This window comes from Cyanobium sp. N5-Cardenillas, from assembly GCF_024345515.1.
Classification (GTDB): domain Bacteria; phylum Cyanobacteriota; class Cyanobacteriia; order PCC-6307; family Cyanobiaceae; genus Cyanobium.
In genome coordinates, this window is record NZ_JAGQBG010000027.1 from 1 (window position 1) to 19127 (window position 19127).

The 19127-nt window shown below is 66.7% G+C and carries 17 protein-coding genes and 1 pseudogene; 13 read left to right on the forward strand and 5 right to left on the reverse strand.

The window, feature by feature from the left end:
- The 4 genes and pseudogenes from KBZ04_RS03830 to KBZ04_RS03845 all read left to right on the forward strand — a co-directional run.
- Nucleotides 1–181: pseudogene (locus KBZ04_RS03830) on the forward strand (hypothetical protein); the annotation flags it as partial.
- A gap of 233 nt (nucleotides 182–414) precedes the next feature.
- Nucleotides 415–915, forward strand: a complete 501-nt coding sequence (locus tag KBZ04_RS03835; protein ID WP_254990578.1) for a hypothetical protein — start codon at nucleotides 415–417, stop codon at nucleotides 913–915.
- A gap of 232 nt (nucleotides 916–1147) precedes the next feature.
- Nucleotides 1148–1654, forward strand: coding sequence for a TspO/MBR family protein (locus tag KBZ04_RS03840; RefSeq protein ID WP_254990579.1), 507 nt, complete (start codon nucleotides 1148–1150; stop codon nucleotides 1652–1654).
- Nucleotides 1611–3179 (forward strand): AAA family ATPase, encoded by a 1569-nt coding sequence (locus KBZ04_RS03845; protein ID WP_254990580.1) that lies wholly within the window; start codon nucleotides 1611–1613, stop codon nucleotides 3177–3179. The genes KBZ04_RS03840 and KBZ04_RS03845 overlap by 44 nt, the downstream gene beginning before the upstream one ends.
- Before the next feature lie 3 nt (nucleotides 3180–3182).
- Here KBZ04_RS03845 and KBZ04_RS03850 read toward each other — a convergent pair whose 3' ends face one another.
- From KBZ04_RS03850 to KBZ04_RS03860, 3 genes are all read right to left on the reverse strand, one after another.
- Nucleotides 3183–4241 (reverse strand): DUF4912 domain-containing protein, encoded by a 1059-nt coding sequence (locus tag KBZ04_RS03850; RefSeq protein WP_254990594.1) that lies wholly within the window; start codon nucleotides 4239–4241, stop codon nucleotides 3183–3185.
- Between the two features lie 239 nt (nucleotides 4242–4480).
- Entirely contained in the window at nucleotides 4481–5245 is a 765-nt protein-coding gene (locus tag KBZ04_RS03855) for a phycobilisome rod-core linker polypeptide (protein ID WP_254990581.1), read from the reverse strand.
- 117 nt (nucleotides 5246–5362) lie between these two features.
- Nucleotides 5363–5983, reverse strand: a complete 621-nt coding sequence (locus KBZ04_RS03860; protein WP_254990582.1) for a phycobiliprotein lyase — start codon at nucleotides 5981–5983, stop codon at nucleotides 5363–5365.
- Nucleotides 5984–6016: 33 nt separating this feature from the next.
- On the opposite strand from KBZ04_RS03860, the gene KBZ04_RS03865 reads away from it, so the two are divergent.
- A complete protein-coding gene (locus KBZ04_RS03865) occupies nucleotides 6017–6940 on the forward strand; it encodes a DMT family transporter (RefSeq protein WP_254990583.1) in 924 nt (307 codons plus the stop codon).
- On the opposite strand, the gene KBZ04_RS03870 is transcribed toward KBZ04_RS03865, so the two are convergent.
- Complete coding sequence (locus tag KBZ04_RS03870) at nucleotides 6900–7274, reverse strand: hypothetical protein (RefSeq protein ID WP_254990584.1); 375 nt, start codon at nucleotides 7272–7274, stop codon at nucleotides 6900–6902. The two genes, KBZ04_RS03865 and KBZ04_RS03870, sit on opposite strands and share 41 nt — an antisense overlap.
- A 3-nt stretch (nucleotides 7275–7277) precedes the next feature.
- Nucleotides 7278–7955: an iron-sulfur cluster biosynthesis transcriptional regulator SufR gene (sufR, locus tag KBZ04_RS03875; protein WP_254990585.1), complete on the reverse strand. Its 678-nt coding sequence runs from the start codon at nucleotides 7953–7955 to the stop codon at nucleotides 7278–7280.
- A gap of 193 nt (nucleotides 7956–8148) precedes the next feature.
- On the opposite strand from sufR, the gene KBZ04_RS03880 reads away from it, so the two are divergent.
- The 8 genes from KBZ04_RS03880 to KBZ04_RS03915 all read left to right on the forward strand — a co-directional run bounded on the left by KBZ04_RS03880 (nucleotide 8149) and on the right by KBZ04_RS03915 (nucleotide 18862).
- Nucleotides 8149–8508, forward strand: a complete 360-nt coding sequence (locus KBZ04_RS03880; protein ID WP_254990586.1) for a ferredoxin-thioredoxin reductase catalytic domain-containing protein — start codon at nucleotides 8149–8151, stop codon at nucleotides 8506–8508.
- 17 nt (nucleotides 8509–8525) lie between these two features.
- On the forward strand, nucleotides 8526–9968 hold the full coding sequence (gene sufB / locus KBZ04_RS03885; RefSeq protein WP_254990588.1) for a Fe-S cluster assembly protein SufB: 1443 nt from the start codon (nucleotides 8526–8528) through the stop codon (nucleotides 9966–9968).
- 73 nt (nucleotides 9969–10041) lie between these two features.
- Entirely contained in the window at nucleotides 10042–10845 is an 804-nt protein-coding gene (gene sufC, locus KBZ04_RS03890; protein WP_254990589.1) for a Fe-S cluster assembly ATPase SufC, read from the forward strand.
- Between the two features lies 1 nt (nucleotide 10846).
- A complete protein-coding gene (gene sufD / locus KBZ04_RS03895; RefSeq protein ID WP_254990590.1) occupies nucleotides 10847–12127 on the forward strand; it encodes a Fe-S cluster assembly protein SufD in 1281 nt (426 codons plus the stop codon).
- 41 nt (nucleotides 12128–12168) lie between these two features.
- Nucleotides 12169–13431, forward strand: a complete 1263-nt coding sequence (locus KBZ04_RS03900) for a SufS family cysteine desulfurase (protein WP_254990595.1) — start codon at nucleotides 12169–12171, stop codon at nucleotides 13429–13431.
- A gap of 169 nt (nucleotides 13432–13600) precedes the next feature.
- Nucleotides 13601–15610: an autotransporter outer membrane beta-barrel domain-containing protein gene (locus tag KBZ04_RS03905; RefSeq protein WP_254990591.1), complete on the forward strand. Its 2010-nt coding sequence runs from the start codon at nucleotides 13601–13603 to the stop codon at nucleotides 15608–15610.
- Between the two features lie 1225 nt (nucleotides 15611–16835).
- Complete coding sequence (locus KBZ04_RS03910; RefSeq protein ID WP_254990592.1) at nucleotides 16836–17165, forward strand: hypothetical protein; 330 nt, start codon at nucleotides 16836–16838, stop codon at nucleotides 17163–17165.
- Nucleotides 17166–17509: 344 nt separating this feature from the next.
- Nucleotides 17510–18862, forward strand: a complete 1353-nt coding sequence (locus KBZ04_RS03915; protein ID WP_254990593.1) for a DUF1254 domain-containing protein — start codon at nucleotides 17510–17512, stop codon at nucleotides 18860–18862.
- The last annotated feature ends 265 nt before the right edge of the window (nucleotides 18863–19127 follow it).

Consider the following 19127-nt stretch of genomic DNA (forward strand, 5'->3'; position numbering starts at 1 on the left):
CCTGGTCAGCAATGCCATCGCCCACCTGATCGGCGGGCTGAGCCGGCTCAGCATGGGAATTCTGCAGCTGGGCAGCGTGATCGTGGTGGCCCTGCTGGCCCTGATGGCCCTGCTGCTGCTGGTGGGCGGCGGCGTCCGGCTGGTGCGGGGCCTCACCGCCCGACCGCGACGTCCCTCCTGATGTGGCTGCAGGCTCAGTGGTGCAGCTGCTGAAACCAGAACCCGGCCAGCTGCCACGAGGACAACAGGAAGATCGCCAGGATCAGCCAGTTGACCCAGGCGGGCCGCTCGCGGTTCTCGAACATGGCGGCAAGGGAGTGACGTCCTTCCCGCCGATCCTGCCAGTGCGGCCCCCCCAGCGGCCGCTGCGTGACGGACGGTGGCACCGAAGGGATGTCAACGTCCCGTCTCCGCATGGCTCCCGGCACCACTTCCGGCGCCCTTCTCTCCTGTCTGGGCTTTCCCGGCTGGGGAGGATTGCACCTGGTTCTCCCCAGTCGGGGCGACCCGCCCGAGCTGGCCCGGCGCCTGCACCTCTGCCTGGCGGAGCTCGGGGCAGCGGATGACGAGGCCTGGGGCCCGTCGATCCCCGCCGGCCTCCTGCTGCCGAGCCTGCTGCGCCGCCATCGCGATCTCGAACCCCTGGCTCCTGACCGCTGGCCCTGGGCCAGGGGGGCCGCCATGGCCTGGCCCCCGGCCTGGGGGCATCGTTACCTGCTGATCTGCCGCTGGGGCGCCGTCCAGCCGCTGCGCCTCTCCGCCTGGCGCCGGCACAGGGAAAGCGGGGGCTGGGTCCGGCTCTGGCAACCCGTCCCCCTCATCGGCTTCCAGGAGCGTGTCCTGGGGGATCAGGAGATGACCAGGGCCACGCCCAGTCCTACCACCATCAAGGCGATGGCACCCACGGCCCAGTAGGCATGGCTCTGGGCGTCCGCCCTGGTCTCACCGGTCACCATCTTGCCTTCGTCGGCGTAGAGGTTGTCGTGGTTCTCGAGGTCGTGGGTATGCATGGGGCCTCCATCAAGCTCGTGGGACCCTTCAACCGTAGGAACGTCGAGCGGTCTGGTCCGCCGGCGCGACGAACCGACATCCCGTCCGTGGACGGGCCCCCGGCAGCGACCAATAATGCGTAGGTCTGCAGATGCCCGTGCCTCCCTGGCTCCTGATCCTCATCACCCTTCTGGTGGTGACGCTGGTGATCAACCCCTCGGAGCGGGATTTCTCCTGGTATCGCACCCTGAAGCGACCGGACTGGATCAGCATGCAGCCCTGGATCCCGGCCGCCTGGTTCGTGATCAACGTCAGCTTTTACTTTTCGGCGCTCTCCTACTGGCGCAAGAGCGGCGATTGGCGTTGGATGGGCGCCTATGGGGCCCTGCTACTGCTGCTGCGCCTCGATCACCTGGTGATCTGCCGGCTACATCGGCTGACCGCCGGTCTTCCCTTCTGGCTGCTGAGCTGGCTGGCCACGCTGGTCCTGGCCCTGATCGTGTTGCCCGCTTCGCCCCTGGCGGCGGGGCTGTTGCTACCTGTGCTGGTGTGGACCCCGGTGGAGGCCCTCATCACCCTGCAGATGGTTGGATTGAACCGCAAGGAGCATCGGAGCGGCCGTGGTCCCTCTGATCGCCGCCCTGCTGGATCCCGCCGCCTATGACCATCCGGTCGAGCGGGTCGACTGCCTGGAAACCCACAGTTCCTGGATCCTGCTCACCGGAACCCTCGCCTACAAGATCAAGAAGCCGGTGAATCTGGGCTTCGTCGATTTCTCAACGCCGGAGCGACGCCGCTGGTTCTGCCAGGAGGAGCTGAGGCTCAACCGACGCCTGGCTCCGGACCTCTACCTGGGCCTCAGCCCCATCCACGGCCCGCCCGAGCGAGCCGCCTTTCACGGCTCCGGGCCCACCCTCGAGCTGGCCGTGCGCATGCGCCAGTTTCCCCAGAGCGCCCTGCTGGGCGCGGTGCTCGACCACCAGGGCCTCAGCGAGGCCCAGCTCGAAGGGCTGGCGGATGATCTGGCCGCCTTCCATGCCGCCGCCGCTGTCGCCGGCCCGGAGGATTCCTATGGGGCTCCGGAGCTGGTGAAGGCCCCGGCCATGGCCAACCTGGAGGTGCTGCAGGCCTGCGGCCTGGCGCCCGAGCCGGACGTTGCCGCCCTGCGGCACTGGACCGAAGATCAGTTTGGGCGGCTGCGGCCGAGCTTCGTCGAGCGCCGAAGCCTGGGCCGCATCCGCGAGTGCCACGGAGATCTGCACCTGGGCAACATGCTGCTGGAGGGGGAGCGCCTGAGGGTCTTCGACTGCCTGGAATTCAGTCCCCAGTTGCGCTGGATCGACGTGATCAGCGACCTGGCCTTCCTGGCGATGGATCTGGAGCACCGCCACCGGCCGGACCTCGGAGCGGTGCTGCTCAACCGCTGGCTGGGTCGCTGCGGCGACTATGCCGGCCTGCTCACCTGGCGCTGGTACCGGGTGTACCGATCGCTGGTGCGGGCCAAGGTCTGCGCCCTGCGCCTGGGCCAGCAGAGCCTCGGCGCCCAGGACTCGGCCCTGCTGCAACAGGACCTGGAGCGCTATCTGCAGGGCGCCAGCCGGGCCACCGCCACCCCAGCCCCGGCCCTGGTGATCACCCACGGGGTGTCCGGCAGCGGCAAGAGCCACCGGGCCCGCCAGCTCTGCCGGCGGCAGGACTGGATCCAGCTGCGCTCCGACGTGGAGCGCAAGCGCCTCTTCGGTCGCTGGGGGCAGGGGCTGGCCCCACCGCTCCTGGGTGATCCCTACCGGCCGGCGGTGAGCGCCATGCTCTACGACCGGCATCTGCCGGAGCAGGCCGAGCGGATCCTCGCGGCGGGGCTCTCGGTGGTGGTGGATGCCACCTTCCTGCTCCGCGATCAGCGGCGGCGGATGGAGGACCTGGCCCGTAAGCGCGGTGTCCCGTACCTGATCCTGGCCTGCGTCAGTTCCAAGGAGGAGGCCCGGCGACGCCTCGTGGAACGCCAGGCCGTAGGCGACGACCCCTCCGATGCCGACGGGGCCGTGCTGGAAGCCCAGCTCAGGGCCGTGGAGCCCCCGGACGGGCATGAACGGGACCGCTGTCTGGAGGTTGGGGCGCCGATCACACCCCAGGACCTCATCGCCGCCGTGGCTGAACGGTTGGCAGGGCCGGCCGGGGCCGGGTCCTGAGGCCTAGAACCACTCAGCGATCGAGGCTTCGCGGCTGTTGACGTTGGCTTCCGGCGTGGAGCGTCGGAATTCCATGGTGATGCTGCGCTTCTGCTCCCCATCGGCGGCCAGGGCCTCGATCGGATAGAGCTGCTGGCCATCCCGGAAGGGCACCTGCACCCTGAAGGTGCCATCGGCCGAGAGGGGCACCTCCTCACCGCCGATGCTGAGGCGGGCCGCCGGATCGGTGGCGCCATAGACGATCAGCTCGGCATCGGCCACCAGCCAGAAGGAGCGCTGACGGGAGCCCACCCCACCCATGCCGGAGGCGCTGCGACCTGAGGCCCAGGGGCCCGCACCGGAGGCGGAGAACGCGCCGCCGCCCTCCAGACCGGCGGTGGCATCGATCTCGTGGAAGGCCTCGGAGCCGCGGCCCAGGCGGCGCCACTGGCTGGTGGCACTCTGGTAGAGCCGCTCGTGCAGGCCGGAATCGACGGCTTCTTCGGACGCCGGCAGGCTGGTGGAGGCGGAGGGGAAGGCGTCGAGGGAGAAGGGAACGAACTGGTCGAGGATCTGCTCGGAGGGATGCAGCGACGGCACCCGGGCGACCGAGGAATAGGCCAGGGAGATCCAGCCGCCGCCAGCGCCCTTGCGGTAGCCGAGCTCGACCCGGTAGTCGCGGTCGGAGAGGGGGACGGGGAGGTACCACTCGGTGGCATGGCTGTCGACCACCACCTCCTGGAGGGTGTGGGGGTGGGCCGAACCGCCGGCCAGGCCGGTCACGTCGGCGACGCGCAGGCAGAGCTGGGAGGCACCGGCATGGAGGGCGTCACTGCGGTCGTCCTCGGAGATGTCCCAGAAGACGTAGGCCCACTGGGGATCGCGGGGCAGAAAGACGACGCGGGTCTCGGCGGCGGGCCGGGGGGCCGGGGCCATCTCCGCCTCGATGCGCTCGAGACTCCGCCCTTTGCCTTCCTCCACCTGGCGGGTGCTGATGGCCTCCACCAGCTCCTCCTTGGACTTGCGGCTGTACAGAGAAACGCCGAGGTCACTGGCGATCTGCCGCAACTGGCGCAGCGTCATCATTGCCAGGGAGGTCAGCGTCTTCTGGCTCACAACATCAGAATTCGTTTGGGATCAGTCTGGAGGACGTTTCCGCCTTTGCGCGGAGCCAGCCCCTGGTGGTCAGGATCCACTGACGGCTGGGGCTCACCCGTTCCCCCTCTCGCCAGACGGGGACACGAAAAAGCCCTGCAGCTGTGACGCTGCAGGGCCAGGGTGCGATCAGAGGCCGGCGGGACACCTGCCGGCGAAGGCCGGACTCAGCGGCCGATGCTGCGGTAGGGCACCTTGGAGAGGTAGTCCATGCCGGTGTTGCCGGCGGCGGCGCTGCCGACGCCACGCAGGGCGGGCAGGGTGCGGACCCAGGGCAGGTAGTCCTGCGGGAAGCCACCACGGCGCTGCTGGGCGCGCTCGGGGAAGCTGCGGGACTTGCCGGTGTAGACGATCTGGGGGAAGCCCAGGATGCCGCGGTAGTACGACTCGTAGCGGGGGGACGTGAGGTTGAAGGGGGTTTCGCCCACCTCACGGGAGCCCACCACCCGGTTGCGGTGGTAGGGCACGGTGTCATAGCCGAAGGCGTCCAGGTACTCCTGGGAGTCGAGGATGGCGTCCACCGCGCCCTTGACCCCTTTGGTCATGATCACGGCGGACCAGGCGATCTCCTCGGACTTGCCGTGGACTGGGCGGCCCAGCAGCTTCTCCACCAGGTGGCGGGCCACCCGGTAGTTGCTGTTGAGGTTGTAGAAGCTGCGGTTGAAGGTGTCCGACAGGCAGAGGGAGCGGATGAAATCCCGCACCGTGATCTGGCCGTCCCGCAGCTGGCACTCAAGGGTGCGGTCGCGGTCGACCTTGAAGGCATGGAAAAAGATCTGGCGGTAGGCCGCTTCGATCACGAAATTCTGATCTTCCCGGTCCATGGCCTTGTCCATGGACACGGCCTTGGGGTCCTCGTCGGAACCCACCCGGAACGGCGTCACACGCGAGTTCTGGGAGGTGGGGGCGTACTTGAGGAGTGGAAGAGCCACGCGTGGTCCGGCATCCGTCGTTGGGGATCGTAGAAGTAGGGCCCCGGCGGCCCCGGGCGCGGGCGGGCAGGGCTCACAGTCCGTAACGTTGGCGACACAACACCGGCGCCGCTCCCGTCACCAGCCCAGGGCCGACAGGCAGGCGGTTTCGTGGCTCGCCGGGGTGCCCGTTGCGTCGGCGCTGGCGCCGGTCGCGGCCGCCGCCTCGTCGGCGATCCGGGTCTCGACGCAGAAGGAGGCGGTGTTGGAGAGCCCCTCGACGGTGCTGGTGCGGAGGCGCACGTCGGGCCCGGCGAAGCTGAAGCGCTCCAGGCTGTTCATCGTCTCGTAGCTGGTGGTGAGCAGCAGGCCGTCCCGGTCGTCCATGGCGAAGTGGCCCGCCACCGGGGCCGTTTCGGCGTAGCCGCGGTCGCGCAGCAGCAGGCCGCTGCGACCCCGTTCATCGGTGGGGATCAGGCCGAAGACGCTCTCGCCCTCGTGGGCCTCGCCGGCCTTGTCCCAGGCCATCGAGCCGCTCCAGCGCACCCGGCAGCCGCCCACCAGGCCGGAGGGAGCCTGGCCGTGCAGGACGGCGATCGCCTCCAGGCGCGGATCGGCCGCCTCCAGCTCCACCACTTCAATGAAGGAGCCGCCCGCCTCGGCGCGGCGGTGCAGCAGGTGGTGGCTGCTGCGCTGGGAGCGCCAGCGGCCGCAGCTGAGCCGGAAGAAGCTGATGGCGTCGGCGATGGATCCGCTCACGGGGGGCCTCAGGCGATGGGGCGCGATCAGGCGATGATCGCAACTCTCCCACCCTCCCGCGGCCCCTTGTCCGCCGCCCCCGTCGCCGCCGCCCTGGCGGCCGCCTTCTGCTGGGCCTTCTCCAGCCTGCTCTGGCGCCGGCTGCCCACCTCCCTCTCGGCCGCCCGACTGAACCTGCTCAAGAACCTGCTGGCGGTGGCCCTGCTGCTGCCACTCGCCCTCGTCCTGCCCTGGCGGATGGCGCCGCGCGCGCTGGTGCTGCTGGCCCTGAGCGGGGTGCTGGGGATCGCGCTGGGGGACACGCTGTTCTTTGCGGCCCTGCGGCGGCTGGGCACCCGGCGCACCCTCACCATCGATGCCGGGGGGCCGGCGGTCACGAGCCTGGCGGGGGTGGCGCTGCTGGGGGAGGTGCCCCGGCCGGCCCAGTGGCTGGGGATCGCGCTGATCACCCTGGCGGTGCTGCTGGTGGTGCACCAGCGCGCGCCCCGGGAGGACCAGCCGGCGGGGGCCGAAGCGGCCGGGGTGGCCCTGGCCCTCGGGGCCCTGGCCTGCGGCAGCGGCGGGGCGCTGCTGGCGCGGGCGGGGCTGCTGGCCGGGGGGCCGGAGCCGCTGCAGGCCGCCACCCTGCGGCTGGCGGCGGCGGCGCTGGTGATGCTGCCCCTGCTGGCGGGGCTGCCGCGGGCCGTGCAGGGGCCCCGACCGGCCGGGCGCCGCTGGCCCCTGGCCCTGGCCGCCACCCTGCTGGGCACCAGCGCCGGCATCGCCCTGCAGCAGACCGCCCTGGCGGGCCTGCCGGGGGGGCTGGCGGTGGCCCTTCTGTCGACGGCGCCGGTGATGGCCCTGCCCCTGGCGGCCCTGGAGGGGGACCGACCCGGCTGGCGGGGGGGGCTGGCCGCCGCAGCCGCCCTGGCCGGGGTCAGCCTGGTGGCGGGACTGGTGGGGTTGCCGGGGGCCTGACGCGCCGGTCAGCCTCGCCGGTGGCCCAGTGGACCAGGTCGGCCAGCTCGAGGGCCAGGGGCTCCCGGCCAGAGGCGGTGGCGATGGCCGCCAGCTGCTGCCCCACCCCCTCCATCTGGTGGAGGAAGGCCTCGGCGAAGCCGGCATCGGCGGCGATCACCGGCTGGGTGGCGGCCCAGGCCGCCACCGCCCCCTCGGGTGGCAGCGCGCCGGCCCGCCGCCCGGCGATGGCCTGCAGGGTGCGCAGGCCATGGGCCAGGAGCCGCAGGTGGTGGCGCTCCAGGGTGGGCAGCAGGGTGGCCTCCAGCTCCTGCAGCTCGTCGGGGCTGAGCACGGCTCAGGGGGCGACGGGAGCGATGCGGAAGCCGCAGCTGTGGCCGCCCTCCAGCCGCCAGTGGACGCGCTCCACGGCGCAGTCGGGGAAGGTCTGGCGGATCAGGCGCAGCTCCTGGTCGCAGACCACCGGGTACTGCTCTGCGATGCGCATCACCGAGCAGTGGAATTCGCTGATCACCCAGGCGGAGGGGTCGTCGTCGCGGCGGCATTCGGCCACGTAGCCCTCCTTGCGCCGCAGTTCCACCAGCTGCTCGATCCGCTGGCCCAAAGGGCCGCTGCCGATCAGGCGGCGGTAGTCGGCGGCCTTCTCCTCAGCCTGCTGGCGCAGCACCAGCTCCAGGGTGTCCGCCGGCAGGCTTTCGGTGAGGGTGTGGAGCAGGCCGAGGGCGAAGTTCTCGCTGCCGTCGGGGAAGCGGCCCTGGCCCTGGTCGGTGAGTCGCCAGCGGTTGCTGGGCCGGCCTGGCCCTTCGTGGGAGGGGCTGGCCTCCACCAGGCCGTCGTCCTCCAGGCTGCGCAGGTGACGGCGCATGGCCTGGACCGACACCCCCAGGGACCCCGCCAGCTGGGACGCCGTTGCCTCGCCTTCCCGCAGCAGCACTGACAGGGCCGCCTCCCGGGTGGGATGGGCTGCCTCGGCGGGGCTGGCCGCGGGGGGGGAGGACGGGGCGGGGGCGCTCATGACGGGCGTCAGACAAAAACACCATGCCACGCACATCGGGGGAATGGGGGCTGGCCCGTGGTGCCCGCCGGGGCGTCACAATGGCTTTTCCACGCCGTCAACGGACCTCGCCTGTGCCTTAGGCTCCCGCAGTAACGAAACCAAAGTGTTTCGTTATTCGATCCACCGGTGCGCGCTACCCGACGCTCTGCCCATGACCGACGCCTCCACCACCACGACCCCCGGTGCCGAAAGCCTGGAGGTGATCCGTCGCTTCGCGGAAACCTACGCCCAGCGCACCGGCACCTACTTCTGCAGCGATCCGGGGGTCACCGCCGTGGTGCTCGAGGGTCTGGCCCGGCACAAGGACGAGCTGGGCGGCGCCCTCTGCCCCTGCCGCCACTACGAAGACAAGGAGGCCGAGGTGGCCCAGGCGTTCTGGAACTGCCCCTGCGTGCCGATGCGGGAGCGCAAGGAATGCCACTGCATGCTCTTCCTCACCGAAGACAACCCCTTCCGCGGCGAGGAGCAGACCATCAGCCTCGAAGACATCCAGACCCTCACCGCCGGCTGAACCGGCCCCTTTCCCCCATGGCGAGCAGCGCAACCGTCGGCGATCTGGTGAGCCAGCCGTACAAGTACGGCTTCGTCACCGACATCGAAACCGAGAAGATCGCCAAGGGGCTCAGCGAGGACGTGGTGCGGCTGATCTCCGCCAAGAAGAACGAGCCCGCCTTCCTGCTCGACTTCCGCCTGCGCTCGTTCCGCCAGTGGCTGCAGATGGAGGAGCCTGACTGGGCTTCCTTGGGCCACCCGCCGATCGACTACCAGGAGATCATCTATTACGCGGCGCCGAAACAGCAGGAGAAGAAGGCCAGCCTCGATGAGGTGGACCCCAAGCTGCTGGAAACCTTCGAGAAGCTCGGCATCCCCCTGAGCGAGCAGAAGCGCCTCTCCAACGTGGCGGTGGATGCGGTGTTCGACAGCGTTTCGATTGCCACCACCTACCGGGAGAAGCTGGCCGAGCACGGCGTGATCTTCTGCTCGATCAGCGAGGCGGTGAAGGACCACGCCGACCTGATCGAGAAGTACCTCGGCACGGTGGTGCCCGGCAACGACAACTACTTCGCCGCCCTCAACTCGGCCGTGTTCAGCGACGGCTCCTTCGTGTTCATCCCGAAGGGGGTGGAATGCCCGATGGAGCTCTCCACCTACTTCCGCATCAACTCCGGCGACACCGGCCAGTTCGAGCGCACCCTGATCGTGGCCGAGGAAGGGGCTTCGGTGAGCTATCTGGAGGGCTGCACGGCGCCGATGTTCGACACCAACCAGCTGCACGCGGCGGTGGTGGAACTGGTGGCCCTCGATGACGCCTCGATCAAGTACTCCACCGTCCAGAACTGGTACGCGGGGGATGAGAACGGCAAGGGCGGCATCTACAACTTCGTCACCAAGCGGGGTCAGTGCCGCGGCGACCGCAGCCACATCAGCTGGACCCAGGTGGAAACCGGCTCGGCGATCACCTGGAAGTACCCCAGCTGCGTGCTGCAGGGGGCCGATTCGGTGGGCGAGTTCTACTCGGTGGCCCTCACCAACAACCGCCAGCAGGCCGACACCGGCACCAAGATGATCCACGTGGGTCCCCGCACCCGCTCCACGATCGTGAGCAAGGGGATCAGCGCCGGCCACTCCTCCAACAGCTACCGGGGGCTGGTGCAGCTGGGCCCCAAGGCCGTGGGCGCCCGCAACTACAGCCAGTGCGATTCGATGCTGATCGGCGACCAGGCCGCCGCCAACACCTATCCCTACATCCGCTCCCAGCAGCCGGAGGCCCGCATCGAGCACGAGGCCAGCACCTGCCGCATCTCGGCCGACCAGCTCTTCTATCTGCAGAGCCGGGGGATCGCCTTCGAGGAGGCGGTGTCGATGATGGTGAGCGGCTTCTGCCGCGACGTGTTCAACCAGCTGCCGATGGAGTTCGCCGCCGAGGCCGACAAGCTGCTGGCCCTCAAGCTCGAGGGTTCGGTCGGCTGATCCCGGCCCACGGCCACCCCGGCCGGTCCAACGCTTCGTTCCCCGTCCCTTCCCTGCCCTTTTCTCCCCCGCCGTGATCCGCCCCGACGCTCCCCTACTGCTCGAGATCCGTGATCTCACGGCCCGCGTGGAGGACCAGCCGATCCTCAAGGGGGTGTCCCTGACGATCCGCGCCGGTGAGATCCACGCGGTGATGGGCCGCAACGGCAGCGGCAAGAGCACCCTCTCCAAGGTGCTGGCGGGCCACCCGGCCTACACCGTCACCGGCGGCACCGTGCTCTACAAGGGCGACGACCTTCTGAGCCTCGAGCCCGAGCTGCGGGCCCGCGCCGGCCTGTTCCTCGGCTTCCAGTACCCGGTTGAGATCCCCGGGGTGAGCAACCTGGAGTTCCTGCGGGTGGCCACCAACGCCCGCCGCGCCGGCAAGGGGGAGGAGGAGCTCGACACCTTCGCCTTCGAGGACCTGGTGCGTGAACGGCTGCAGGTGGTGCAGATGGATCCGGCCTTCCTGGAGCGCAGCGTCAACGAGGGCTTCTCCGGCGGCGAGAAGAAGCGCAACGAGATCCTGCAGATGGCCCTGCTCGAACCCCTGGTGGCGGTGCTCGACGAGACCGACTCCGGCCTCGACATCGATGCCCTGCGCATCGTGGCCGGCGGTGTGAACCACCTGGCCGGCCCCGACAACGCCACCCTGCTGATCACCCACTACCAGCGGCTGCTGGATGTGATCACCCCCGACTACGTGCACGTGATGGCGGCCGGCCGCATCCTGCGCACCGGCGGCAAGGAGCTGGCCCTGGAACTGGAGGAGCGCGGCTACGACTGGGTCGACGCCGAACTGGCGGCCCTGGATCGCACACCGGCGGAGGTGGGCTGAGATGGTGGCCGCTTCGCTCTCCACCCCCACCGCATTGGCCGGCGCGGGCCCAGGCAGCTGGGTCGCTGCCTTGCTGGCGAACGCCACTGGTGGCGCCTCCGCTGGCGCCGATGCCCTGGCGGCCAGCCGCGCGCGGGCGGCCCAGGCCCTGGCGCAGCTTCCGGTGCCCACCCGCCGCGTCGAGGCCTGGCGCTTCACCGACCTGGCGCCGCTCACCGCGCTGAGCCCCACCCTGCTGAGCCCCGCCCCGGCGGCCCAGCCCGAAACCGCCGCCCGCAGCCTGCGCCTGGTGCTCGATGGCCACAGCGACCCCCTGGCTGGGATCTCGCTGCCGGCGGGCCTGGAGCCCATCGGCGGCGACGAACTGACCAACACCCTGGGCCAGGTGCTGGCCGCCACAGGCAGCTGTGAGCTGTGGCCGGTGCTGCTCAACGGCGCCACGGCCCGAAACGTGCTGGCCCTGCGGGTGCGCGGCCCGGTTGCCACCACCCTGGAGCTGGTGAGTGACGCCGGTGATGGCGAGGGGATCCTGCCCCTGCGGCTGCTGCTGGTGCTGGAGCCCGAGGCATCTCTGGAGGTGCTGCAGGTGCACCGCAGCAGCGGCGCCAACCTCACCAGCGTGGTGCTGGAGGCCCGCCTGGGCGAGGGCGCCGAGCTGCGCCACGGCCTGCTGGCGCCCGGCGCCGAAACGGGCTGCCTGCTGGCCACCGTGGCGGTGGAGCAGGCCACGGGCAGCCGCTACAGCGGCGTGAGTGCCCATGGGGGCTGGGCCCTGGGGCGGCTGGAGCCGCGGCTGGTGCAGCGCGAGGGGGCGGCCCACAGTGCCCTCAAGGCCCTGCAGCTGGCGGATGGCCGCCAGATCAGCGACACCCACAGCCAGATGGTGTTCGAAGGGCCGGACGGGCGGCTGGAGCAGCTGCACAAGGCGGTGGCCGACGGCCAAGGCCGCAGCGTGTTCAACGGCGCCGTGCAGGTGCCCCGTGCAGCCCAGCGCACCGATGCGGCCCAGCTGAGCCGCAACCTGCTGCTGTCGGACCGGGCCCGCATCGACACCAAGCCCGAACTGGAGATCGTCGCCGACGACGTGCGCTGCGCCCACGGCGCCACCGTGAGCCGGCTGGAGCAGGACGAGCTCTTCTACCTGCAGAGCCGTGGCATCGCCGCCGACCAGGCGGCCCGGCTGCTGTTGCGCGGCTTCTGCGAGGAGGTGCTGCAGGACCTCCCTGAGGCCGCCCGGCCGTGGCAGCCTCTGGCCAGCTTGCTGGGGGAGCAGGGCCGATGACGGCGACCTCCACCAACTCCCCGAGGATCACGGCGCCGCCCATGGGCGGCGCTCCGTTGGTGGCCGACCTGGCGGTGCAGACGCGCGCCGATTTCCCCCTGCTGGCCCAGACGGCCTGCCTGGGGCAACCGCTGATCTATCTGGATTACGCCGCCACCAGCCAGAAGCCCCGCCAGGTGCTGGAGGCGCTGCAGCAGTACTACAGCCTCGACAACGCCAATGTGCACCGCGGCGCCCACCAGCTGAGCGCCCGCGCCACCGACCATTTCGAGGCGGCCCGGGGCAAGGTGGCCGCCTTCATCGGTGCCGCCAGCGCCCGGGAGATCGTGTTCACCCGCAACGCCAGCGAGGCGATCAACCTTGTGGCCCGCACCTGGGGTGACGCCAACCTTCGGGAGGGCGATGAGGTGCTGCTGTCGGTGATGGAGCACCACAGCAACCTGGTGCCCTGGCAGCTGCTGGCGGCCCGAACAGGGTGTGTGCTGCGCCATGCGGGCGTCACCGAGAGCGGCGAGCTGGATCTGGAGGACCTGAAGGCCAAGATCAGCGAACGCACCAGGCTGGTGAGCCTGGTGCACGTGAGCAACACCCTGGGCTGCCTCAACCCGATCGAGGCGGTGGCTGCGTTGGCCCACGGTGCCGGCGCCCTGCTGCTGGTGGACGCCTGCCAGAGCCTGCCCCACAAGCCGGTGGACGTGGCCGCCCTGGGGGCCGATTTCCTGGTGGGTTCGTCCCACAAGCTGTGCGGGCCCACGGGCATGGGCTTCCTCTGGGCCCATGAGGCACTGCTGGAGGCGATGCCGCCGTTCCTGGGCGGCGGCGAGATGATCCACGACGTCTACCTCGACCACAGCACCTGGGCCGACCTGCCCCACAAGTTTGAAGCCGGCACTCCGGCCATCGGTGAGGCGATCGGCATGGGCGCCGCCCTCGATTATCTGCAGAACCTGGGCATGGAGCGCATCCACGCCTGGGAGCAGCAGCTCACCCGGCGCCTGTTCGAGCGGCTGCAGGCCATCGACGGCGTGCGGATCCTGGGGCCGACCCCGGACCAACAGCCCGACCGGGCCGCCTTAGCGGCCTTCAGCGTGGACGGCCTGCACGCCAACGACATCGCCGCCCTGCTGGATTCCGCCGGCATCTGCATCCGCAGCGGCCACCACTGCACCCAACCCCTGCACCGCCACTACGGCCTGGCCAGTTCCGCCCGCGCCAGCCTGGGCTTCACCACCACCCCTGAAGAGATCGACCGCTTCGCTGAAGAGCTGGAAGGCACGATCGGGTTTCTGAGGGAGCACAGCTGAGGGGGGGCGTGAGCCTCGCCCTGCCGTCTTGGCTGTGTTGATCTGGGAGTACTGACTCTCGGGTGTTAACAAACCGGCCGAAGATGCTACACTAGCCCAAATTTTTCGTTTCGGTTCGGCCGTATTCATTCAATTGATTCGTGGGGGAAGCTGGCCTGGCGTTGGGCGTATGGCGATCGGATGTTTAGTGCTCTCCCTGTTGGGAGAAGGTCGAAATGCTGGCGCTCAGGATCGCGGAAACTTGATTCTGAATGGGGGGTTTGAAACCCAGGTACCTCCCCTCCCTATCCCGCCGGACCCTCCCGGTCCGCCGACTGGGTCATACTTCAGGCAGATTGATGCTTCACAAGTTCCCCCTTGGAACACATCAGCTTCGGATAACAAGATAGAGCTCTGGTCCTCAGGCTTCAGTGCTTCATCTGGCGGACCTGTCTTTACCATCGCGCCGGCTCAGGCCACTGCCGCAGGCGATGAGTTTTTCCCTGTCGGCGGAGGTAACTTCTTTGCCGAACTGAATGCCACTCGACCAAGCACCCTTTCACAAACAGTGACTTTGGGGAGAACGGGAGTTTTATCCTATTCCTTCTGGCATCGTGGACGGGCTGGAACCGACACAATGAAGTTAGATGTGCAAGTCTTGAAGGATGGAGCATGGACGACCGTGCGTTCTGATACCTATAAGACCGGTCAGGCCTGGACGAACTACGTGCAGAAGAATATCTTGATTGGTGAGGCTGGTCAGCAATTTCGTTTTGCCTACACCGCCGAGTCTACAGCAACTGGAAATCTCAGCATTGGCAACTTCATTGATAACGCTGCCTTTGGCTTGCTGGAGTTTTCCCAACCTGAGCCAGAGTTGCCTGATCCCTTTGAACCTCCCATCACTGGCGAGGTGACGCCGGAGGCAGTCGTCGAGGGCGTGTCAGGCGATTTAACGCCGGAGGCGGTCGTCGAGGACTTGTCAAATTCATTCGCCGCAACTCTTTCCCCTCAAGCCATCGTTTCGGGCTTCTTCCCTCGCAACACCGATGCGGCTCCGGCGGGCATTCAGAAGATGCTCAACGACTCTGCAATGGCTGTACTGAATAGTACATTGGATGTTGAACCTCTTCAAATTCCACTGTGTAAAGGCTCAGAAGCCAATCCACAACGCTATGTGGATTCGGAGAAAGCCATGGCTCAAGCCAAGGCTGAATGCCTAAAACAACCTGGTCCAAAGTCTGTCCACGCCGCTGACAAGCGTTTCACCTTTGCCGATCAACCGAACGACTTCTACGGAGAACGCCGGAGGCTCAGGGCTTGGGTACGGGGTTTCAGTACATCCTTGACGAACATCGACAACCCAGGCCTGGGAAACTGGGTCAATCGTGCTGACAGCCGTGGTGGTGCATCACTTTTTGGGCTTGAAAAGTCGTTGTCTCCCAGCACTCAATTGGGTGTCTATGGTTCGGTTGGCTCGTTGTCCGTCATTCAGACGGGAAATGGCGGAGGAAACTGGTCTCCCACGGCCTATGGCGTCGGCCTTTATGGCAGGTGGTCACCGGGCCCTTACTTCATCGGTGCGCTGGCAGGCTATGGCACGTTCAGTGGCAGCCAGACGCGAGGCATTCAACTGGACAGCTCTGCGCTCTCAGCGTCCGGTCAAAAATCGGCAGAAAGCTTCACGGCTGGCTTGGTCACTGGAAGACGAATTAACCTGAGTCGAAACACGCTGCTGACGCCTTCTCTCAATCTGAGCTGGAGTGGGATTAACGAGCACCCCTTTGTAGAAAGTGGTGGCGAACTCAGTGGTGGGAACACGAGCATCAACGTCTTCAACTTAAACTATCTTCCCAACAATACAAGTTGGACCAATCTTGATCTAGGTGTCTCCATTGCGCAAACCGTCCGTCAGGGTACAACGTTGATTGTTCCCAGCGCGCGGCTGAGTTGGTTTGGGACATGGAGGACAGGTGGCAATGACCAGGTGGTGGACTACCCCTTTTCTTCTCGACAAGTGCAAGTCCCTGGGGCGTGGCTCAATCGCAGTGGTCTGAGAGTTGCCTTAGGTCTGAATGTGGCCACCCGCCACAACCTGGCCGTGTACCTCCGAGGCGTGGCCGATTTCGGCTACGACAGTCGCGCGAATGGAGCCTTGGCTGATTACGGGCTCAATGGAGGTCTGACCATCCAATTCTGAGAGGCTGTATCGATTGGGCCCGCGAAGCGCTGCTGGAGGCGATGCCGCCGTTCCTGGGGGGGCGGCGGGATGATCCACGCCGGACCAGCAACTCCACCGGGCCGCCCTGGCCAGTTCCGCCCGCGCCAGCCTGGGCTTCACCACCCCCCCCGCAGAGATCGACGATCGACCGCTTCGCTGAAGAGCTGGAGGGCACGATCGGGTTTCTGTGGGAGCACAGCTGGGGGAAATTCGGAGAGAGGGAAGGTGGCTTGGCTATGCCCTGGTTCAGGGTTGAGCGAAAGCTAGGGATCTGTATCGGATAGAACATGTGGATATCGGACCCGTGAACCACGGCTAACGTTGGTAGATCCGAGGCAGGCAGCTCCTGCACTGCAATGGTTTTGGCGGAAGTCAGTTCGATGCCCCGGCGTGGTTCACGGAAGGATGGGGCAGGCATCGGGAGGTTATCGGAAGCCGTCTATTTTTCGTTATACGGATCCAAAACGGCTGTCTAGGAATTCCTCTGATATAGTTCCAAACCATGGTGACTCGGGGATTTTTCCATGGGCGCACGCGACATTATTGCGCATCCAGTCCATCTGGGTCTAGGCGCAACTGCCGAGGTTGAGCCATTGTTCACTGGTGCAATGGATTGGTACGAGGAATACGTCCACCGGCATGCACAGGATGGCGCCGAAGGGCGTCTCGTGAGTATGCACAAATTCAACATGTCGTGGGCAATGTGGGAAATGCACCCGCATGGAAGCGAAGTCGTTCTATGCACGTCCGGATCAATGATCCTTCACCAAGAGAATCCTGATGGTGCCCGCTCGGCCGTAACTTTGGGCCCTGGCCAGTACGCAGTTAATGCTCCTGGCACCTGGCACACGGCTGACGTGGAGCACGAGGCAACAGCAGTTTTCATTACAGCGGGATTAGGCACTCAGCACCGTCAGCGATAAGAAGGAGTCCTCACAAGCGCGAGCCATTCCCCATGATCGATCCGGGCATCAATTTAGTCCGTATAACATCAAGATACACCTGATACGCCTCCTAAACAGCTTTGATCGCTACCAGGGATTCTTGCGTTCAGGTGATCTTGGCGTTATTCCAGTCTGGGACGCGATGTTTCTTTGGGTGGGCGCTCTGACGAATTGTGTGAGTTCATGAACAATCTGCTGTCGAAACCGTGTGCCACTGCTTAAGTTCATGCCAAACAAGATGGGCTGGCTAGGCAAGAAAAATGAAAGAATCGGGATCGGCTGTGCAATTTCAAGGCGGCTTTAGTAAGCCTATCGGTAGTTATAGATATGCTTTATTTGCCAAAGATAACCATATTGGCCCGATCTTCCTTTTCGATGCAGGCGGAAAGTTGATAGGGCGAGTTTCATTTTTAGCCAGAACTCCATCTCAGGGAGCATTGCCCCTTTCAACAATTGGACAGGATGAAGTTGTTTCTTTGTACTATTGGACAACAGCCTTTGCGGACTTGATTTGCATGCTGCGCAACGAATCATATAAAGCACTGATTCGGACCGGGGACGATAATAGCCGGGTCTCAACCGGCTCCTAGTCGCTAGTCAGATGTAAGTTGATAACTATTGTCTAGTAGTGGATAGGTTCAGCTCAGAGGGATTCAATCTGCCGAGGTGCGGCCATAGCCCGTCATCTAGATACAGAAAACGGGAGCATGGGTTTCTTTGTGTCCTAAGTCCGAGCCCGCTTCTGATTTTGAGCGTTGGCCGGCCCGTAGCTGAACGAGCAGCTAAAGTTGATCGCTGACTAAAATCCTTGAAGCTCAACCTCTTTCGGAAGTCGCTGATCGCCTCCCTGGCCGGTATCAGCTTCTTCAGTGGCGTGCAAGCCAAGCAGCCTGCCGCATCTGATGTCCAACAGACAAGGCTTGGGGTTCTTCCATTGGAGAACGGTTACCCCACCAAGGCCACCGCTGCCAGGCTCTACGACGAGCTCGACTTCCAGCGCGCCACCCAGGCCTACCTCTGGGCTCTGCCTGCCGTGGGCTTCAAGGCGCTCTACGACGCCCAGGCCAAGACCTTCGGCGCCCGCAACGGCGATGTGGTGCTCTACCAGACCCTGAAGGACAAGGCGGGGATGCTCACCCCCAACATCACCACCCTCTATGCCTTCAGCTTCTGGGACCTGGCCAAGCAGGGCCCGTTGGTGATCGAGGTGCCCGCCGGGCTCACCGCCGGCGGGGTGATGGACATCTGGCAGCAGCCGATCACCGACATGGGCCAGACGGGACCCGACAAGGGCGCCGGTGGCAAGTATCTGATCCTGTCCCCGGGCAGCCCCGAGCCGGAGGCCCCCGGTTACCGACTGGTGCGTTCCCCCAGCAACCAGATCTGGTTCGGCACCCGAGGCCTTGATCCCGACAAGGCCGTGGCCGAAGCCACCGTGCGCCGCCACCGGCTCTACGGCTGGAACCAGCGGGACAACCCGCCCACGAACGCCTATGTCCCGGTGGCGGGTCGCCCCTGGCAGTCGGCCCAGCCCGCCGACCTGAATTACTGGCGCCTGCTGAGCGAGCTCTATGCCAACGAGCCGGTGGCCCCCCGCGACCGCATGCTGTTCGGGATGCTGGCTCCTCTGGGGATCATCCCTGGCCAGCCCTTCCAACCGGATGCCCGCCAGGCCAAGGTGCTGGGCGAGGCCGCCCAGGTGGGCGATCTGATGGCCCGCACCATCGCCTACGACAAGCGAATCCCCGGCGCAACGGTGTACCCCGGCAAGCACTGGGAGTACGCAGTGCTGTTCGACCTCGACCAGGAAACGCCCGACCGACGCCGGGTGCAGCTCGACGAGCGCAGCTCCTGGTTCTACGAGGCGATCGGCATGTCGGCGGGGATGCAGGGGCGGATTGTGGGCTTTGGCCAGGTGTACCTGGAGGCCTCGAAAGACAAGGGCGGACGTTGGCTGGATGGCGGCCGCACCTACCGGATGCGGGTGCCGGCGGGCGCGCCGGTGAAGCAGTTCTGGTCGATCACCCTCTACGACAACCTCAGCCGGGGCCCGCTCATCACCGACCAGGGCGCCGCTGACCTCAGCTCCCGCAAGCCGGATCTGGTCACCAACGCCGATGGCTCGGTGGATGTGTCCTTTGGTCCGGCGCGGCCCGACGGCGCCGCCAACTGGATCAAGACCACCCCGGGCAAAGGCTGGTTCGCCTACTTCCGCTTTTATGGCCCCACCGAGGCCTACTTCAGCAAGGTCTGGCAGCTGAACGACATCGAAGCGCTCAAGCCCTGAGGCAACCCTTCGCCTGACACCTGCCCTCAGTACCCACAGTTTTCCTCAGCCACACGATGGTCCCGACCCCCAGCCGACCAGCGGTCGTCTTGATCGCCGCCCTCATCGCCGCCCTACCGTTGAGTCCCCTGGGTTCCCTGGCGGCGACACCGGCTTCGGCACCTGTCCCCAGCTCCCGGGGCCAGGTCGCAGCGCTCAGCCCCGCAGAAGCCCGCGCCATCGCCAAGGAGGCCTGGCTCTATGCCTATGCCCCCCTGCAGGGCTA